Below are 18110 nucleotides of genomic sequence, written 5' to 3'. Positions count from 1 at the left end.
CCGCGTTCCGTTCCTCGGCCGCCCCGCTACGAGACCGGCTCGCCTGCCGACACCCAGGCTGCCGGCACACCGGTCACCGGTGCCAAACCCGCCAGGGCGGACTCGGCCCCGACGGTTTCACGCCGAGGCGTCAGTCGGATTCGAGGAGCTCGGCCAGCCGAAGGGTGTCTTCGAGGTAGCGCTCGTAGGGGAACCCGGCGGCGACGAGGCCGGCGCGGAACTCGTCGTAGAGCGGTTTCCCGTTGACGTGGAAGGCTTTGCGGCCGGTTTCGGTGAGCGTGACCAGTCGCCGCCGCGCGTGGGCGGGGTCGACGACGACCTGCACCAGGCCGTCCGCCTCGAGGGACCGCAGAGCCCGGCTGATCGCCGGGTCCGACACCGACAGCGCCTGCGCCAGGCGATGCTGCGTCGCCGGTTCGATGTCCTCCAGTGTGCCGAGCAGCCGTATCTGGCTGTAGGTCAGGCCGTCCCGGCCGTCGGTGCGCCGCCGGGCCGCGTCGCCCAGCAGCATGACCACGCGGTGCAGCAAGTCTGCGAGTCCTTCGTCCACGTGGTCAGCCTAACAGAGTGTTGACTAGTTAATGTTAACCATGCAAGATTCACGGCATGGACAACTTCGGTTACGTCGCCCAGTCAGCCTTTCCCCTGGTCTGGATCGTGGTCCCGGCCATCGGCGCCTACGTGCGAGCCCGCCACGTCACCTCGGCCCGGGAGCGGCTGGAGATCTGGCAGCGCTGGTGGGCCATCGGCGCCTTCGGCATCGGCAGCCTCTGGATGACGGTGGCGTTCCTCGCCTTCCCGGACGTGATGGCCACCGCGATCGGCTTTCCCCGCACGCCTTTCCTGTTCGAGATCGCCTTCGCCAACCTCGGGCTGGCCATCATGGGCTTCCGCGCCGCTTCGGCATCGGCGCGTGAGCGCATCACCATCGGCCTCGGCGGCGGCATGTTCCTGTGGGGCGCCCTCGCCGGCCACGTCTACCAATGGTTCGCGAACGGCGACCACGCCCCCGGCAACACCGGCGGCGTCCTCGTCAACGACCTGCTGATCCCGGCGGTCATGATCATCCTGGCGGTACGCTCGCGGCGCCTGGCCGCCGTCACGCCCCCGCCGGCCGTCACCGTCTGACCACCATGGAAACCCAACCCAGCCGCCACCCTGACGACAAGACCGGCGACGCGCGAACGGCCGCCGCCGACCGGCTCACCATGTTCGTCGACGCGGTGATCGCGATCGCGCTCACCCTGCTCGCCCTGGAACTGCCCGTCCCCACCGGCGACACCACCGACGCCGTGCTGAGCTCGGCTCTGGCGCACGGCAAGGAGTACCTGGCGTTCGCGCTCAGCTTCACGGTGATCGCCGCCCACTGGCGCGCCCACCACGAGATCTTCCGCTACGTCGGCTCGCTGAGCCCGCGCCTGACCAGCCTCACCCTGGCGTGGCTGTTCATGCAGGTCCTGATGCCGTTCGCCACCCGAGTGCTCACCGCCGAGGGCGCTTTCCCGCCCCGGTTCAGTTTTTACGCGCTCGTCCAGGTCCTCGCGTCCACGACGTTCGCGCTCATCATCCGCGAGATCCGGCGCGAGCACCTGTACCGCACGGACGTCACGCCCCCGGAATTCGCCCAGAGCCTCGTACGCAGCATCTGCCTGGCAGCCGTCTTCGGGGTGTCGGTTCCCCTCTCGTTCCTGATCACGGGCACCGGCGCGTACCTGTGCTGGCTCGCGGCGCCGATCGTGCTCGCCGCCGCCCGCCGCATCCAAGGTCGCAGGGTCCGATGAGCACCCGTGCTGATAGCAGGCGGAGGTCATCTACGCCGTACCGACGCCAGCCAGTCCTCGGAGGCCAGAAGGATCGAGTGGCCACCGATCTCGTCCCAGGCGCCTGACCCGCCTCGCCACCATGCGATGGCTGCGACAGCGGGCGACGGGAAGGTGCTCAGCGCCGGGCAGCTCAGCCGCGCTCCTGATCCTCGCCATCGATTCGCTCGGCCGCGTCGAGCAGGTACCGAGGCAGCTTGGAACTCGCTGCAAGCACCTCGACACCGACGAGCTGTCCGCCTTCATCGAAGTCCAGGTTGATCATCCCGCCCACCCCAACCGGATCACACGGGGTACACGTGCAACACGCTCCGGCGTTCCCGCGGTTCGGTGAAGTAGACGTAGGCCGCATCGGCCCCCTTGTCGTATGTGACTTCGACGACTGCCACGACGGACGGCCTCCCTGCTGACGACGGAGATCTGGCCGACGGCAGAGATTACAGCTAGCCGCCTGCGACTTCGCCATCCTTGACGACCGCACGGTGACGGCTTCACATCAACGCGCCTGCCGATTACTGCCGAACGAGATGGTCAGTCGGTGGCGAGGAGGCGTTCCAGCCAGTTGTGGCGCGCCGCGATAGCGGCCTTGCTGATCCGCGCGTCGGGAACCTCCCGATCGAAGGCGTGGAATCCGCCGGGCCACACGTGCAGTTCGGCCCTACCACCCGCCTCCCAGATCCTGCCGGCGTAGCCGATGACCTCGTCACGCAGGCCCTCCGCAGAACCGACATCGAGGAACGCGGGCGGCAGACCGGCCAGGTCTGTGGCGCGTGCGGGCGCGGCGTACTGCGGTACGTCCGTGCCGCCCTGGAGATCGCCCAGCAGCGAGCTCCAGCCGAACAGGTTGTGGCTGCGGTTCCAGAATTCGATCCCGTCCATCTGCATGGCCGAAGCACTGTCGTTGCGATCATCAAGCATGGGAGCCATCAACAGTTGGCCGAGCAGGCGAGGACCGCCCTTGTCGCGCACGGTCAGGGCCAGCGCAGCACTCAGGCCACCGCCGGCGCTGGGACCGGTGACGACGATGCGGTTCGGGTCGATACCGAGTTCGTCCGCGTGGTCGACGACCCACAGCAGACCGGCGTAGGCGTCGTCGACCTGGGCGGGATAGCGGTGCTCGGGCGCGAGCCGGTAGCCGATCGAGATCAGGGTGGCTCCGAACCGCTCGGCCGTGTCGAGGAACTGGTCGAGCCCGGTGCGGTGATCGTTGCAGAAGAAGCCACCACCATGCATGAAGTAGAGCACCGGCCGCGACACGGGCGCACCGGCGGGCGTGCAGATCAGCAGCGGGATCTCGGAGTCGCCATCCGGACCGGGCACCGAAGGCTGGGAGACGGTGAAACGCCCACCGCGGCCGAAGTCGTCGAGCATGGCCACCGCGGCGTCGACCTCCGCACGGATCCCCGCCAACATCTCGAGGCTCATCCGCTTCAACTCCGGCTCTTCCGCCATGAAGGCGTCGTAAGCGACCTGAAGTTCGGCATCGAGCGGAACGGTCACGGTGGAGACTGTCTTCCCCGGTTCACGATTCACACGCCCAAGCTAGTACCCCCGTTCCCCGCAACCAACCGATTTCGATACTCGCCGACTACGCAGCAAGGGCCGGCGGGCACCTCTCACAACGCACTCTCATGGCTCCCCTTTATGTCAAGGGGTGGCTCTGACGGGGGTAGGCTGGCTGGCGGCAGGTTCGGGTTGTGGCTTGTCCAAAGGGCCGGTGTCCGGGGTCAGGCCGGTCACGCTGGATCGCAGAGTCGTCCCCGAGTGCCCTCCCGGACCTGCCGCCTCACGTCGCTTCTGATCGGCGAGCATGCGGGCGTAGACGACGTTCGATAAGCGTCGTTTGAGGGCCCGCATCGCTTCCATCGACGTCTTGCCCGCAGCTTTCTTGCCATCGAAATAGACGCGGCCGGCGGTGGAATTACGGAGCTGGACGACGCCCATGATGTGCAGCGTCCGGTTGATCCTGCGATTACCGGCACGGGACAACCGATGCCGTTGCTGCTCGCCGGACGACGCGTCCAGCGGTGCGGTGCCATTCCAGGACGCGAATCGATCCCGGTTGCCGAACCGGTGGATGTCGCCGACGTCGGCCAGCAGCCGCGCGGCGCCGGACGGGCCGATGCCGTGCAGGTCGAGCAGCGTGGAGCCGCGGGCGATCACCAGCTCACGAAGATCCTTTTCCGCGGCCTTGGTCTTCTTGTCGATCGTCTCGAGTTCGGTGATCAACTCGACGATCAGACGGCGGCGGGTCTTGCCCACGATGTCCCGCGGTTTGACCGTCGCCACGAGCGCACGGGCCTGTGTCGCGGACAGGAACTTCTTCGCACCGCCGGGAAACAGCTCCAGCAGCAGCCGGTGAAGACGGTTGACGGTCTGAGTTCTGGCGCGGCCGAGCTCGTCACGGCGATCGACGAGCATGCCCAGTACGACCAGCTCAGGATCGGCCTGGACTCGGACCAGGTTCGGTGCGCGCAACGCGGCCAAGGCGACGGAGTGCGCGTCGACGGGGTCGGTCTTGCGGCCGTTGCCCGTGGCGAACACCCGCACCTGCGCCGACAACTTCGCCGGCACGTCCAGCACCATCTCACCGTCATGGACCAGCCGGTGGGCGATATGCCGGCCGACGCCGTTACAACCTTCCACTGCCCATACCCGCTCGGCGAACCGACGCCCGGCCGACAGCATTTCCGTATAGCCGAGCTGGTCAGTGCCGAACTTCCCGACCGTAACCATGTCACCGCGTTCGTTGATCACCTCGATCGTGGCTGAACGCTTATGCGGATCCATCCCGATAATCACGGGCATGCGGTTCTCCTTGCCTCGACGTGACGATGTCAGCAAGGAGGGCACCGCTACTTCGAGCAGAACAAACCCCTTTTCAGCCACTCCTCGCGCGGTGCTCGGCGAGACGCATGCCATGAGAGAGCCACGCCAATGCCACCGGCGGGCAGCCGCAATGTGGGAGCGACTCACCGAGCACCTGGACCAGAGTCTGGCCGGACCTGGTCCTGCCGCCCAGTCTTAAGTAGCCGCGGTGCGGGCGTTGAGGCGGGAACCCCGACACCTCCCGTCGAGGAGTGGGTTCCCCGGACCCGGCCCGGCTCGAACGGGCTGCCACCCTCACCGTGCGACGGGTAGGACGCATCCTTACCGGGTAGATGCGCCTTGGGCGGGCTCGTCGCGATGGTAGGTGGCGGGCGCCGGCCATAGCGAGCGAGTTTCGATCGCAGGGATCCGCGCACCAATCGCGCGGGATGCACGCTCATGCCGAGGTGCGTGTATAGGGAATGCTGTATCCGGTCCAGCTCGGACCGTGCTGCCGGAACTACCCGGCCGGTTCATCGAGGCGATTCAGGGCGTCGCGAAAGTCGCCGCTCTGGTAGAGGCCCGCCAGCGCGATGATCATGTGATCCAGGCCGGGCGCACCGACAATCAGGCCATCGGAGCACCAGAAGTGACCGCCCCCGCCGTACTCTCCCGTCTCAGCCCATTCCGACATAAGACGCTCGACCTCGGCCAGTGTGAAGATCGTCGCGCTCCAGCGAGAGCCGTCGGGCAAGCGCACTTCGGCATCGACGTTCTCCACCGCCTCGATTCGTTCGCCACCGCCGACCATGAAGGTCACCTCGAAGACCGAGGTCCGAACTCGGTAGAACGGCCCGTCCCAGCCTTGATCGATAACTGCGAACTCCCCAGCCTCCACGAGGAAGAGCCTATCCGGCCACTGTCTCTTCATGCCGCTGAGCGTGCGTCCGCCGGACGCGCGCTCATGTCGATGAGCGGACAACAGCCGGGAACAGCGGCCAAGATGCTTGGTCAGCTCCTCAACGCGGCACTACGCCTCGAGCCGCCGCTCCGAGTGACCACGTCATCGAGTACGTGGCCCCTGCCGCATCCAGTTCTCCGCACCACACGATGGGCAGCGCAGCCGATGCTCGCCACTTCCATCATCGGAATACGGAAACCATTCCACTTCCAGGAGGCCATCGTCATTTTCAGGACAGCGGAGATTTTCTCGAGCACCTTCGGTCACTTGCCTGGCCGCCTGGATCCACGCTGAGCGAGTCAACAGTGCCCCTTTCTTGACATGACGTCCGACCACGTGACCGATCGCTGCGTAGCCACGCTCTCATGTCGCTGGACCCGCGTGCACGTCCGGTCAGGCCGATGAGCGAGCGAACTGCCCGCGCGGCTCCTCCCACGGGCGCCAGGGCCGGTTCAGCGCGCCTGATGTGTGCGCGGCTTGGTCGCTACGTCCGGCTCGCGGCCTGCTTGACGGTCCTGATCACCGGTGCGGTCTCGATGTGGGTGATGGCGGGCAGCATGGCCACCCGGGTGGTCAGGTACCGGTACAGCACTCGCTGGTCCGCGCACACCACGGTCGCGTAGAGGTTCGTCGGCCCGGTCGTGGCGGCGGCGAACGCGATCTCCGGATGCCCGGCCAGCGCCGTACCGACCTCCTCCAGGTACGCGGGGGCGACCGAGAGCCAGAGCAGCGTCCGAGGTCCGATACCCAACAGGCTTCCGTCGACGTCGATGTCCAGGTACAGCACCCCGCGTTCGCGAAGCTCGGTCATCCGGCGCCGGACCGTCGTCGGCGACCAGCCGGTCACCGCGGCCAGCTGCTCGAGCTCGGCCCGGCCGTCGGTGGCGAGCGCGGCGAGGAGCTTGCGGTCGCCGTCGTCGAGCCGCACCGGTCCCGGCCGGTACGGCACCGGGGGCGGGCGTAGCCGCTCGATCGCCTCATCGTCCAATGACCCGAGCTTGGCGACCAGGCTGTCCGGGCCGCCGTAGAACGCGTGCAGCACGGAGTGCGCGGTCACTCCCTCGACGCGTGGGGTGCGGGGGAGCTTGGCCAGCAGCAGCGCTTCGCTGTCGGCCTCGCGTTCGGTGCGGACGGTGCAGGTGATCTCGGTGCCGCCGGAGGTGATGCTCACCCAGGACGTGTCAGTGCGCCGGGCGAGCGCCTCGGCGACCGGGACCGACGCTGCGGGCGCGCAGCGCACCCGCAGGAACCACAGCACCGCGCCCAGCGCGGTCGGGTCGACGCCGCCGAGCACCCGCACCGCCCCGGCCGCCCGCAACCGGGCGTACCGGCGGGCGATGGTGCGATCCGACACGCCGAGAACCTCGGCGATCGTGCTGAACGGGGCCCGGCCGTTGATCTGCAGGGCGTGCACGAGCCGTCGATCCAGCTCGTCGTAGTCGGATTCCACTGGCCAGAGCGTAACCGGTGTCGGATACCGACGCAATCGAACCCGTTTCTGGCGCATTCGTGTCGTCGGACGGAGCGTCGTTCTCGTCCTGATCGACACAACCAAGGGAGAACCCATGGACACCGAGGTGCTCGTCGTCGGCGCCGGCCCGACCGGCCTGACGCTGGCCAACGAACTGCGGCTGGCGGGGGTGCCGGTCGTGCTGGTCGACAGGCTGCCGCGGCGCAGCACGTTGTCGAAGGCGGGCGGTGTGCAGTCCCGCACGCAGGAGGCATTCGACCAGCGCGGCCTGCTGGAACCGTTGCTGGCCACCGGAAACCACCCGGCCGGCATCGCCCACTTCGCCGGTATCACGCTCCCGCTCACCCGGGACAGGCACCGCCATCCGTGGCGGTCCGTCCCCCAGGTGGTGATCGAGGGATTCCTCGAGCAACACCTTGCCACGCAAGACATCCACGTGCGACGCGACCACGAACTGACCGGCGTCGCCCAGGACGAGGACGGGGTCACCGCGACCTTCGCGAGCGGCGGTGTCATCCGCTCCCGCTACCTGGTGGCCGCGGACGGCGGCCACAGCACGGTGCGGTCGCTGCTGGGCGCCGAATTCCCCGGCAGGCCGGGCACGGTGACCGTGGTCGCCGCCGACGTGCGATTGAGCGGCGACGACCAGGCGATGACGCACACCCGCAGTGAGGACGGGCACTGGGCGTCGGTGTTCCCGCTCGGCACCGACCCGCGGGGCAGGCCGCTGCGCCGGCTCTCGCTGGGCGGGCCGGGCCGGTCACTGCCCCGGGAGGTCCCGGTCACCGAGGACGAGCTCCGCGTGGGGCTGCGCGCCGTCTTCGGTGACCGGGTGCGACTGCTCGAACTGCGTTACGCCCGCCGCATCACCAACGCGGCCCGGCAGGCGGCGCGGTACCGGCACGGGCGGGTGTTCCTGGCCGGCGACGCCGCCCACGTGCATCTCCCGATCGGCGCGCAGGGCATGAACACCGGCATCCAGGACGCGCTCAACCTCGGCTGGAAACTCGGTGCCGCGGTGCACGGCTGGGCCCCGGAGCACCTGCTCGACAGTTACCACGCCGAACGTCACCCGGTCGCGGCCGCGGTGCTGCGCAACGTCCAGGCGCAGAGCCTGCTGATGGACCAGCAGGGCACCGGCGACCCGGATCTGCTGGCCGCCAAGGACCTGTTCGCGACCCTGACAAAGCTGCGGGACGTGCAGTACCACCTCGACGACCTGTTGTCCGGGATGGGCATCCGCTACCCGCTGCCGGGCACCGAAGCCCAGCCGCTCATCGGCCTTCCCGCGCCGGACCTGAACCTCGGCCCGGTCCGATCGCACGAGCTGCTCCGCTCCGGACGCGGCCTGCTGATCGACCCGGCCGGCAGGTTCGCCAAGGTCGCCGCCTTCTGGCCGGATCGGGTCGACCGCGCGGGTCAGGACGCCGGCGTCGAGCCGATGCTGATCCGGCCGGACGGCTACGTGTGCTGGGCGGGCGATCCGGACGCCCTCGAACCGGCGCTCGGTCACTGGTTCGGTGAGCCGCACTGATCAACGGCGCCCGACCGATTCCGACGGTGCCGAACATCCGCACATGCCGCCGAGGATGCGGTCGGCGGCACTCGCGTGGCCGCTGTGGTGGTATCCCGATGGGATCACCGCCGGGACACCACCCGGCCGGCCTCGACGAGGAGCCGCCGGAGTTCGCGCCGATCGTGTTCGTCGAGCTCGGCCAGGACCCGATCCTCGGCCTCGGCCACCTCGGGATCGAGGCGCGCAAGCACGGTCACACCCTCGCGCGTCAACGTGGCAGGCAACGACCTCCCTGACGACACCGTGGCGGGTCGCGTCACCAGGCCGCGATCCTGCAACGCGAGAACCACCTTGTTCATCGCCTGCGGCGACACCTGCGCCTCGCGGGCCAACTCGGCGTTGGACTTCGGGGACTGCGACAGCATCCGCAGGCAGAGGTACTCGGGCGCCGCCAGCTCCGCCGGCTCGAGCACGGTGGCGGCCACCTCGGCGCGCAAGGCCTCGGTGACCCGGTGCAGCAGGTAGCCGAGCGGCTCGTCCCGGGAGGTTTCCATGTCAACCATGTTGACATATATCAACCTGGTTGACATCCTCGGGTGCATGACGAGCTCATCCAGCGACGCGCTGTTCGAATCCGCCTATCGTGGTCAAGCTCCCGAGATGGGGCAGGGCTTCCGGCCGCCGTGGAGCATCGGCGAACCGCAACCCGAGATCGCCGCGCTCATCGACACGGGCGCATTCCACGGCGAGGTCCTCGACGCCGGCTGCGGCGAGGGCGCAACGTCGCTCTACCTCGCCGAGCGGGGCTTCACGACGGTCGGCCTGGACCAATCACCGACCGCGATCGAGCTCGCGCGTGCGGAAACCGCCCAGCGCGGCTTGGCGAACGCCGACTTCGCGATCGCCGACATCAGCACGTTCACCGGCTACGACGGCCGTTTCGGCACCGTTGTCGACAGCACCTTGTTCCACTCGATGCCGGTCGAGCTGCGCCGGGGGTATCAGGAATCGATCGTGCGTGCCGCGGCGCCCGGCGCATCCTATTTCGTGCTGGTGTTCGACAGTGCGACCGTGCCCTCCGGCAGGGTCAACCCGGTCTCCGCGGAGGAACTGCGGGAAGTGGTGGGCGAGTACTGGACGATCGACGAGATCCGGCCGGCCCGCATCCACGCCAAGGTCCCCGAGAACTTCCCGGACTTCGCGGACTTCGCCGGCAGTGATGTCCGCGACGAGGGCAACGGCCGCAAGTCGACACCGGCCTGGCTGCTGTCGGCCCACTTGTCCTGACCATGACGTCGTGCCGAGCCACTGCGCCACCCCAGCCTCGTAGCGCCAGCCGTGGCTCGGATGTTCATCGAGGCCACTCCAAAGATCGTTGTCGACGAAGTCGCACTACCCCACCAGGTGACGCCGGTCACTCACCTTGACTGTCTACCAACTAGAAGGTAGAAATTGTCGCGTGACCACGACAGCGGATCGGATCCTGGACAGCGCTCAGACGCTGGTGCAGGTTCGGGGGTACAACGGCTTCTCCTACGCCGACATCAGTGCCGAGCTGTCCATCACGAAGCCGAGCATCCACCACCACTTCCCCACCAAAGCCGCTTTGGCCGAGGCGCTGATCGCGCGCTACCGGGAACGGTTCGCCGCAGCGCGAAAGGAAGTCGACGACGACGCGGCGGGCGCGCGGCAGCGCCTGGTGGGTTACGCCGGGCTGTACGCAGAGACCTTTGCCCAAGGCGGCCGCATCTGCCTCTGCGGCGTCTTCGCCGTGGACGCGGAAAGCCTGCCCGTCCGGGTACGGCAGGCGACGGACGCGTTCTTCGCCGATCAGCGGCACTGGGTGGCCGGCGTGCTGGCCGAAGCGGGCATGCCCGCCACCCGGACCGGCGCGGCGGCCGAGGCTTACCTGGCGTCCCTGGAGGGCGCACTGCTCCTGGCCCGCGCCCACGGGCAACAGGACAGCGCCGCCGGACAGGATCGGGATGTGGTCCGGTCGGTGGCGGCAACCCTGGTCGACGCCCTGCTCTGAAAACGCACCACCGCGACGCCCTTTTTCATGACCAGTCATCCTTCCAACTAGTAGGTAGTCAGATGAGGAGAACCACCATGGGACAGGACTTCACCGGTCGCAAGCTCGTCGTAGTCGGCGGCAGCAGCGGCATGGGCCGTCAGATCGCCGAAGACGTCGTTAGCGGCGGCGGCAGCGCGGTCGTCATCGGTTCCCGCCCCGAGCGGGTCGAGAAGACCGTGGCCGACCTGGCCACCCGCGGACAGGCGTGGGGCATCACCGCCGACCTGCGCGATCCCGCCGAGGTGACGCGGGTGCGCGAGGAACTGGCCGGCCAGCACGCTGACACGGCGTTGCTGGTCAACGCGGCAGGCGTCTTCAGGCCGCTGCCGTTCCTCGAACACACCCCCGCCGACTACGACGCCTACCTGGACCTGAACAAGGCCACCTTCCTGATCACCCAGACCGTGGCGCAGAACATGGTGAACAGCGGCCACGGCGGCGCCATCGTCACCATCGGCAGCATGTGGGCCAAGCAGGCCATCGCCGCGACCCCGTCCTCGGCGTACTCGATGGCCAAGGCCGGCCTGCACGCCCTGACCCAGCACCTCGCCCTGGAGCTGGCCGCCCACAAGATCCGGGTCAACGCCATCTCCCCGGCCGTGGTCGCCACCCCCATCTACGAGGGCTTCATCCCACCGGCCGAGGTCGACACCGCCCTGGCGGGATTCAACGAGTTCCACCCGATCGGCCGGATCGGCACCACCGAGGACGTCTCCGCCGTGGCCACCTTCCTCCTCTCCGACCAGGCCGGCTGGGTCACCGGCGCGATCTGGGACGTCGACGGCGGCGTCATGGCAGGCCGAAACCAGTAACCTCCGAGGCGCTTCCAGGCCTGTACGGGTTTCACGGTTCGGAGCCCGTACAGGCCCTCACTCCCCTTGGGTGCTCAGCACTTCGCCCACCACAAGGCACAACTGCGAATGCCGCCGGTTCGAGACCAGCCGGATATCCACTCATGCCGCTGATCGCGCGCTCAGCGAGGTGCGCTCGACCCGATCTTCCACAGCGCAGAGAACACCGAGCGGGGTACCGAGGTGAGGCCGGGTTCGGCGACGTCGAGTGCCTGATCCGTGAGTCCGCCGGCGTCATCCTCCAGATGCCGCCACCAGTAGCAACGAGCGGCCCCGGACGAACCCAGCTCGATCTGCCTGATGGCCACCGTCTCGTCGTTGACGACGACGGCCTCCCACAGCCAGCGAGCTCCCACGTCGACCAGGCCTTCGTGGTCTACGTACTCGAAGTACTGACGAGGTTCGGAGCTCTCGTCCAAAGCGCGGTACCACGCGACGGCTGCCCGGAAGGCGGCCTCGGTCTCCGGCGACCAGCGGTGTTGCACCGCCAGACGCCGGCAGTGCGCCTCCACGTCCGCCGGAAAATCGGTCACCGCCGGAGTATTCCAGTGACACCACGTCTCGCACTCTCATGCCCGTGATCGTGCGCTGGCATCCGTTCATGAACGGATGCCGGCGGCGGTCACCGGCCTGCCGCGGTAGAACCGTTGCCCCGCCACGGTTGCCGGCATTCTCGTCACCGTTCAGCTCGACGGACGTGTTGCCTGCACGAAGGTGATGCGGCCGAGCCGGCGCTCGGCGTGGCCGACCTCCCGGGCGTCACCGAACCCGGCGTCGGTCAGCAGCGCGACGTTGGTGTCGTCGTGGCCCGCGATCGGGCTCTGGGCCACCCCGTGACGCCGGGGCAGGTGCCGGAAGGGGTGGGCCCGGCCGTGGCCATGGCCGTGTGCGGGAGCACCCGCGTCGGACGCCGGGCCGCCGAAATCGAGGATGGTGATCCGTCCTCCCGGCCGGAGTGCGCGAAACGCGTCGCGCGCGAACGCCACTCGCCCGGCGTCGTCGAGGTGGTGCAAGGCCAACGACGAGATCACGTGGTCGAGCGAGGCGTCTTCGGCGGGGATCCGGTCGGCGTACCCCTGCACGAGGGTGAGGGCGACACCCCGGCGGCGGGCCTTGCGCACGCCCCGGCGCAGCGCGTCCCCGTCGGGGTCGAGACCGGTCACCCGGGCACCCGGCCGGGCCGCGAGCACGGTCAGCGACAGGTTGGCCGTGCCGCAGCCGACGTCGAGCACCGCCTGCCCGGACTCGATGCCGGCGAGCTCGGCCAGCCGCTCGTGCAACGCGCGGACGCCGGCCAACCGCGTGAAGACGTCGTAGAGCGGGAGAAGCCAGGTCTTCCTCATGCCCGGCAGGAACGGGCGGTCCCGCTCCTGCGGGGTGCGCTGATCGAGGAACCGTACGTCGGTCGTAGCCATGAAGTTGCTCCCTGCGCGGTCGGTGTGCTTACCTCCAGTCTTGGACATCCTGCGGGTCTTCAGCAGGATGTACGTTGGTCAGCGTGGGACATTCTTCGGACCGTGACACGACTCGGCATTCCGGCGTGCTGCGCACGGTGCGCTCCGACGGGACGCCGGTCTACCGTCACCGGCAGCGGCCCGGCGTGCCGCCGGTCTCGGTGGTGCGCTTCGACACCGAAGACGCCCACGCCCACCTTCCGCCGGACCACCGGCACGCCCACGACTTCCTCGTCCTGGTCTACGTCGAGGAAGGCGCCGGCTCGTTCGCCGTCGACGGCGCCGAACGGTCGCTGCGGGCCGGCGAGGTCCACGCCGTGCCTCCCGGGCAGGTCATCGACGTCGCGGCCGTCGCCGGACCCGCCCGCGGCCGCGCGTGGTCGGTCGCGTTCACGCCGGACGCCGTCCCCGCGTTGTCCTCGGTCTCCCCGCTGGCCTGGGCCCACCATCCGCTGCTCGCCCTGTTCGTCCCCGGCGCGGCGCCCGGCCGGGTCGCCGGGCCCGACCGGGCGAGCTGGTCGGCTTGGCTGACGGACCTGACCGACGAACTCGGCGACCCGGACCGTCTCGGCGCGCACGAGGCCGTCGCCGCGCTGCTCACCCGGCTCCTGGTCGCGGCGGCACGACTGGCCCCGACCGCTCCGGGCCAGCCGGACGCGCTCACCGAGCGCGTCTTCGCCCAGATCGAAGCGACGTTCCGGGAACCGGTCTCCGCCGCGGACGTCGCCCGCGCGCTCGGCTACACCCCGGGACACCTCACGACCGTGCTCCGCAAGCGCACCGGCCGCCCCCTGCTCGAATGGATCACCGAACGGCGCATGACCGAAGTCCGGCGCATGCTGCGCGAAACCGACCTGCCACTCGACGCCGTGGCCACCCGGGCGGGCCTGCGTGACGCCACCTATCTCGTCCGCCGCTTCCGCGACCGTTACGGCATCACCCCCCAGCGATGGCGCCGCACGCAGTCGCGGTGACCGCCGTCCGGGCATGCCCCGAAGACCGGGACATTTCTCCAAAATGTTGGTAAAAGTTTCACGTGTTCGGGCCCGCAGATGGTTTCCTCTGTTAGGTAACTTTCCTAACGAACTGTGGAGGGTCCCCGCTCATGTCATCCCGCAAGCGCTTCGCTGTGGTAGCCGCCGCGGCTCTGACGCTCATCGCGCCGCCGCTCGGCGCCAAGGTCGCCGAAGCGGCCACGACGAACACCGCGTCCCCGGCCTCGGCGGACAAAACATATACGGCCGCCGAGGTACTGGCCGGCGTCCAGAAGAACAGCACGACCGCGAACAAGGTCAATTCCAAGCCCCACATCAACACCATGACGCGGTCCCAGAACGTCAACGTGTTCCAGGTGTCGTCGGGCGTCTACGCCTACAGTTCCTCCTTGGCCGTCGACGACGACGGCAGCGACCCCGATTCCGACCCGGATCACCAGGGCGAGACGACGTTCCAGGACAGCACCGGCGCGCAGCTGGCCGCGCACCACGTGCCGTTCTACGTGCTGGGCGACGACTGCTACGACCGCAAGAGCCCGTGCCCGCACTTCTTCTACAAGGAGCACGGCATCAAGGGGCGCCAGTTCGCGCTGATGTTCTACAAGAGCAAGGTGATCGGCGCGATCTTCGGCGACACGCAGACGGGCAACGACCAGACCACTTCGGACAACGACTCCCGCGAACTGGGCGAGGCGTCGGTGAAGGCGGCCTCGTCGCTCGGCATCCCCAGCAGCGGCACCACCGGCGGCGTCGACAACGGCGTGACCGTGGTGATCTTCTCCGGTTCGTCCTGGGTCGTGAACGGCACGAACTCCAACCTCAACGCCAACGCCCAGGCCTTGGTCCAGAAGGCTCTCGACAGCCTCGGCGCCGGCATGGGCCTCTGATTCCGGATGCTCCTATGTCAAGCGGCCTGCCGCATCGGTCCAAATTCGGTTGTCGCAGGCTGCTGGCCGGCGCGGCGCTCGTCGGCCAGCAACGTGCGGAACACGACGTCGGAGAGCCGTCGCCGGAGCAAGCGGATGGCCTCCTTGCGGGTCTTGCCGCGCGCGAGGAGCTTGTCGACGTAGTCCTTGCCCGGTCCGATGCCGCGGATCTGGGTGATGGCGATCATGTGCAGGGCGCAGTTGATGGCTCGGTTGCCGCCGCGATTGAGCCGGACCTTGCCGGTGCTGTTGCCCGACCAGACAGGGATCGGGGCGGTACCTGTGAATCGAGCGTAGGCGTCCTTGGACCGAAACCGTTGCGCCCCAGCAGTTTCCCCGATGATCACCGCAGCGCCCAGCACCCCGCAGCCGGGGACCTCCAGCAGCGTGGGCGCCAGAGCGCGCACCCGGTCGCGCAGTTCACGCTCCAGCGCGTTGATCTGCACCGTGAGCTCGCGGCAGCGAGCCACCAGGTCGCGGGCGATACGCGCCACGAGACCGGCGCAGCCAGCCAGGCGACGAGCCAGCTCATCGATGACGCAGTAACGGCGGAGCCCGCGCGAGGGGACATGCAGCTCCGGGTCGATTTCGTGCAGGTGCCAGCGCAGTCGGTTGATCAGCTCCGTGCGCTGCACCACCAGGTCGTGGCGGTAGTCGACCAGTAGTTTCACCTCGCGAGTGGGTCCATCCAGCTGTGCGACGGCCAGGTCCGGCTCGCGCAGGGCCGCATGCGCCACCGCCAACGCGTCGATCGGGTCGGACTTCCCGGGCTCTCGCCCGCCGCGGCGGGACGCGGCCATCAGCTGGGTGGGCACCCGTACTACCGCGCACCCGGCGCTCAGCAAGTCACGTTCGAGCCTGCGTGTGACGTGCCGGCAATCCTCCACCGCGAAGCGCGCTTCTGGCCACTGACCGGCCCATTCCACGATCTTCAAGTGGTCCTCGCTGGTGGTGCCGACCGTCCGCTCGCCCAGCTTCCGGCCGATCCCGTCGACGGCCACCAGCGTGTGGCTGCGCTTGTGCGCATCCACCCCGATCACGACCATGCTCACCCGGTTTTCCTTTCCTCGCGAACCAGTGACACCACCGGGCGAGGCGGGCACGCGTCAATCGGGCCTACGGCGCGCTCCTATCAAGCCACATCCCCACCCAGCAGGTGTCCGGCGGGGCCGCACATCAGGACAAGCCACCAGTCGCCTGGGGCAGCGAAGAAACGAGCGAACCCCGCCGGACACCAAGATCATGACATTGACGCGAAGAAAGCACGTTGACCGCGACCACCGCCACGGCGACCATGGCGGTGGTCGCGGCCGAACAGGCGGTCGCGATGTGGCGACCCCACCTCGGCACCCGGCGGTGGGAGCACAAAGTTCACCAGTACCGCACGGAGCAGATCCAGCACGGCGCCGTCGTCTCGTCGTGCTCGCACAGCGCGTTGCAGGCGGCTTCCGAACGCCGGTGGTCCGTCAGCCGTCCGCGCAGCCATTCGCGCGCGGTCAGCCGCCGCACCCCGGTCGACTCCGGGGCCGGAGCGCGACGCGGATGCCGAAACCTTTCTCGAGCGGCCATGGGAACGACACCTCGTCGGTGATGCGGAATGAAAGCGCTTTCCTATTGATCACACGCCGAGCATGCGCCGCAGATCCGGGGCGTGGCGCCGGGAAACGGGCACGAACTCGTAGGTCCGGGAGTCCATGATCAGGAACAGCTCCCCCTTGATGCCCCGCTCGACTTCCGCCACCCGGCGCAGGTTCACCAGGAACCGCCGGTGCGCCCGGCGGAATCCGTAGGAGGTCAGGGCTCGCTCGACGTTGTCCAGGCCGCGGGTCGCGGCCTGGATCCGGCCGCGTTCCGTGACCAGCCAGACGATGTTCCGCTCGGCCTCGGCGTAGCGGATCTCCGACGGGGCCAGCAGGACCAGCCGGTCGTTGCGCATCCCGATGACGCACCGGGGCAGCGGCCCGGCGACGTCGTCGGCGCCTCCCTCGTAGGCTTCGCCCTCTTGCACCCCGAACGCGCACAGCATGCCCACCACGTGGTCCGCGTCGACGACCGACCGCATGGTCACCGGCGTGGGCTCTTCGCCGGGACACAACGACAGCCGCGCGTAGCCGCTCCACCCGGCGCTCCCCCGCGCCCGGTCTTTCGCCCACCGCAGCACTTCCGGCAGCCCCGTGATGTCCGGGGTCCACCGCCGCGCCGGTTCGGTCACGCCCGCGACGATGGCGGCTTCGGCCGCCAGCCCGAGCATCGCGACGGCCGGTTCGTTCGCGGCGAGCACGTTTCCCCCGCGGTCCAGCGCCACGAACGCACCACCGGCCTGCGCGCACTTCCGGGTGAACTCGGCGATCACCTTGTCGGCTTCGTAGATGGCGCGCCGGTAGATCTCCTGTTCCACGAACGCGGCCGCTTGTGTCAGCCACGGCGGCACACGCTCGGACAGCGTCGCGTTCCACCGCGAGATGTTGATCGAGGCGACCGGCGCGCCGGTCACCACGTCGCGGATGGAGGTGCCCGCGCACGCCCAGTGGTGGAACGCTTCGCACCAGTGTTCCGGCCCCGTCACGGTCACCGGGCCGGACACCTCGAGCGCCGTGCCCATCCCGTTCGTGCCGGTGCACTCCTCCGACCACGACGACCACGGCGCGAGGTTGTGCAGTTCGGCGCGCCGCTGTGCGGTGGGGTCGCCCCACGCGCCGAGGACCCGCCCGTCCCCGTCCGTCACGGTGACGACGGCGCCGTCGCGTTCCACTTCCCGGCCGGCCAGCGCGCCGAGGCCGCCGAGCGCCGTGAAGATCACGCCGGTGTCGCTCCGCCGGCCCTCGTCGCCCCGGGCCCCCGGCGCGACGTCCAGCGCGCGGTCCACGTCGTAGCGATCCCGGCACCGGTACCACGAAGCGAGGATCTCGGGCCGCACGCCTGTTTCGACGTTTTCGCCCCCGGCGAAGTTTTCCCACGCCCGGGCCACTTCCTTCGCCGACGGGGTGGCCATCAGGGATCCCGCGGACACGCGCTCGCGTCCGCCGGGCCGGCTCGGCGCGATCACCAAGGGCGGCACTCTCCCGGTCATCGCGACCTCCTTGTCGCCGGGCGAAGCGTCTCACGACATGTTCACGCCGTTCGACTACTTCGCTGTAGAACTACCCGCGCGGACGGGTAGGCTGGGAGAAGCAATCCGGGCAGGCTTCGAGCATATGCCCGGCTGGTGGCGAAACGCCGTCCCGACCGCTGGTG

At 69.0% G+C, this 18110-nt stretch carries 20 protein-coding genes; 8 read left to right on the top strand and 12 right to left on the bottom strand.

Features of this window, described 5'->3' with window-relative positions:
- Window positions 1–130: 130 nt before the first annotated feature.
- A complete protein-coding gene (locus OHS18_RS02280) occupies window positions 131–550 on the bottom strand; it encodes a MarR family winged helix-turn-helix transcriptional regulator (RefSeq protein ID WP_328456596.1) in 420 nt (139 codons plus the stop codon).
- Window positions 551–606: 56 nt separating this feature from the next.
- Between OHS18_RS02280 and OHS18_RS02275 the strand changes: the two genes are divergently transcribed.
- Both OHS18_RS02275 and OHS18_RS02270 read left to right on the top strand, forming a co-directional pair.
- The gene (locus tag OHS18_RS02275; protein WP_328456598.1) at window positions 607–1128 is read left to right on the top strand and encodes a DUF6790 family protein; all 522 of its coding nucleotides are present in this window, start codon (window positions 607–609) and stop codon (window positions 1126–1128) included.
- Between the two features lie 5 nt (window positions 1129–1133).
- Window positions 1134–1781 (top strand): TMEM175 family protein, encoded by a 648-nt coding sequence (locus OHS18_RS02270; protein ID WP_328615719.1) that lies wholly within the window; start codon window positions 1134–1136, stop codon window positions 1779–1781.
- Between the two features lie 172 nt (window positions 1782–1953).
- Here OHS18_RS02270 and OHS18_RS02265 read toward each other — a convergent pair whose 3' ends face one another.
- The 5 genes from OHS18_RS02265 to OHS18_RS02245 all read right to left on the bottom strand — a co-directional run bounded on the left by OHS18_RS02265 (window position 1954) and on the right by OHS18_RS02245 (window position 7039).
- Window positions 1954–2085, bottom strand: coding sequence for a DUF2283 domain-containing protein (locus tag OHS18_RS02265; RefSeq protein ID WP_328615718.1), 132 nt, complete (start codon window positions 2083–2085; stop codon window positions 1954–1956).
- Between the two features lie 266 nt (window positions 2086–2351).
- Window positions 2352–3320: an alpha/beta hydrolase gene (locus OHS18_RS02260; RefSeq protein ID WP_328615717.1), complete on the bottom strand. Its 969-nt coding sequence runs from the start codon at window positions 3318–3320 to the stop codon at window positions 2352–2354.
- Window positions 3321–3467: 147 nt separating this feature from the next.
- Window positions 3468–4709 carry an IS110 family transposase gene (locus OHS18_RS02255; RefSeq protein WP_328615716.1) on the bottom strand — a complete coding sequence of 414 codons (1242 nt, stop codon included), beginning with the start codon at window positions 4707–4709 and terminating at the stop codon, window positions 3468–3470.
- Window positions 4710–5148: 439 nt separating this feature from the next.
- Entirely contained in the window at window positions 5149–5526 is a 378-nt protein-coding gene (locus tag OHS18_RS02250) for a hypothetical protein (RefSeq protein WP_328615715.1), read from the bottom strand.
- 547 nt (window positions 5527–6073) lie between these two features.
- Entirely contained in the window at window positions 6074–7039 is a 966-nt protein-coding gene (locus OHS18_RS02245) for an Lrp/AsnC family transcriptional regulator (RefSeq protein ID WP_328615714.1), read from the bottom strand.
- A gap of 115 nt (window positions 7040–7154) precedes the next feature.
- Between OHS18_RS02245 and OHS18_RS02240 the strand changes: the two genes are divergently transcribed.
- Window positions 7155–8594: an FAD-dependent monooxygenase gene (locus OHS18_RS02240; RefSeq protein ID WP_328615713.1), complete on the top strand. Its 1440-nt coding sequence runs from the start codon at window positions 7155–7157 to the stop codon at window positions 8592–8594.
- A 104-nt stretch (window positions 8595–8698) separates the two neighbouring features.
- Here the strand turns inward: OHS18_RS02240 and OHS18_RS02235 are convergent, their stop codons facing one another.
- On the bottom strand, window positions 8699–9130 hold the full coding sequence (locus tag OHS18_RS02235; RefSeq protein WP_328615712.1) for a MarR family winged helix-turn-helix transcriptional regulator: 432 nt from the start codon (window positions 9128–9130) through the stop codon (window positions 8699–8701).
- Between OHS18_RS02235 and OHS18_RS02230 the strand changes: the two genes are divergently transcribed.
- From OHS18_RS02230 to OHS18_RS02220, 3 genes are all read left to right on the top strand, one after another.
- Window positions 9129–9863: a class I SAM-dependent methyltransferase gene (locus tag OHS18_RS02230; RefSeq protein WP_328615711.1), complete on the top strand. Its 735-nt coding sequence runs from the start codon at window positions 9129–9131 to the stop codon at window positions 9861–9863. The two genes, OHS18_RS02235 and OHS18_RS02230, sit on opposite strands and share 2 nt — an antisense overlap.
- Window positions 9864–10035: 172 nt before the next feature.
- Complete coding sequence (locus OHS18_RS02225; protein WP_328615710.1) at window positions 10036–10608, top strand: TetR/AcrR family transcriptional regulator; 573 nt, start codon at window positions 10036–10038, stop codon at window positions 10606–10608.
- 77 nt (window positions 10609–10685) lie between these two features.
- The gene (locus OHS18_RS02220; protein ID WP_328615709.1) at window positions 10686–11462 is read left to right on the top strand and encodes an SDR family NAD(P)-dependent oxidoreductase; all 777 of its coding nucleotides are present in this window, start codon (window positions 10686–10688) and stop codon (window positions 11460–11462) included.
- A 161-nt stretch (window positions 11463–11623) separates the two neighbouring features.
- On the opposite strand, the gene OHS18_RS02215 is transcribed toward OHS18_RS02220, so the two are convergent.
- Together OHS18_RS02215 and OHS18_RS02210 are read right to left on the bottom strand one after the other, a co-directional pair.
- On the bottom strand, window positions 11624–12034 hold the full coding sequence (locus OHS18_RS02215; RefSeq protein ID WP_328615708.1) for a hypothetical protein: 411 nt from the start codon (window positions 12032–12034) through the stop codon (window positions 11624–11626).
- Window positions 12035–12184: 150 nt separating this feature from the next.
- The gene (locus OHS18_RS02210; RefSeq protein ID WP_328615707.1) at window positions 12185–12916 is read right to left on the bottom strand and encodes a class I SAM-dependent methyltransferase; all 732 of its coding nucleotides are present in this window, start codon (window positions 12914–12916) and stop codon (window positions 12185–12187) included.
- Window positions 12917–12999: 83 nt separating this feature from the next.
- Between OHS18_RS02210 and OHS18_RS02205 the strand changes: the two genes are divergently transcribed.
- A complete protein-coding gene (locus OHS18_RS02205) occupies window positions 13000–13929 on the top strand; it encodes an AraC family transcriptional regulator (protein ID WP_328615706.1) in 930 nt (309 codons plus the stop codon).
- Between the two features lie 131 nt (window positions 13930–14060).
- Window positions 14061–14837 carry a glycoside hydrolase family 75 protein gene (locus OHS18_RS02200; RefSeq protein WP_328615705.1) on the top strand — a complete coding sequence of 259 codons (777 nt, stop codon included), beginning with the start codon at window positions 14061–14063 and terminating at the stop codon, window positions 14835–14837.
- A gap of 17 nt (window positions 14838–14854) precedes the next feature.
- Here OHS18_RS02200 and OHS18_RS02195 read toward each other — a convergent pair whose 3' ends face one another.
- From OHS18_RS02195 to OHS18_RS02185, 3 genes are all read right to left on the bottom strand, one after another.
- Complete coding sequence (locus OHS18_RS02195; RefSeq protein ID WP_328618715.1) at window positions 14855–15922, bottom strand: IS110 family transposase; 1068 nt, start codon at window positions 15920–15922, stop codon at window positions 14855–14857.
- Between the two features lie 325 nt (window positions 15923–16247).
- Window positions 16248–16445, bottom strand: coding sequence for a hypothetical protein (locus OHS18_RS02190; RefSeq protein ID WP_328615704.1), 198 nt, complete (start codon window positions 16443–16445; stop codon window positions 16248–16250).
- A 49-nt stretch (window positions 16446–16494) separates the two neighbouring features.
- A complete protein-coding gene (locus OHS18_RS02185; protein WP_328456634.1) occupies window positions 16495–17946 on the bottom strand; it encodes a DNA-binding protein in 1452 nt (483 codons plus the stop codon).
- Between the last annotated feature and the right edge of the window lie 164 nt (window positions 17947–18110).

This window comes from Amycolatopsis sp. NBC_00355 (assembly GCF_036104975.1).
Classification (GTDB): domain Bacteria; phylum Actinomycetota; class Actinomycetes; order Mycobacteriales; family Pseudonocardiaceae; genus Amycolatopsis.
The sequence above is the reverse complement of the archived record's forward strand: the minus strand, read 5'-3'. Positions and strand labels throughout refer to the sequence as shown.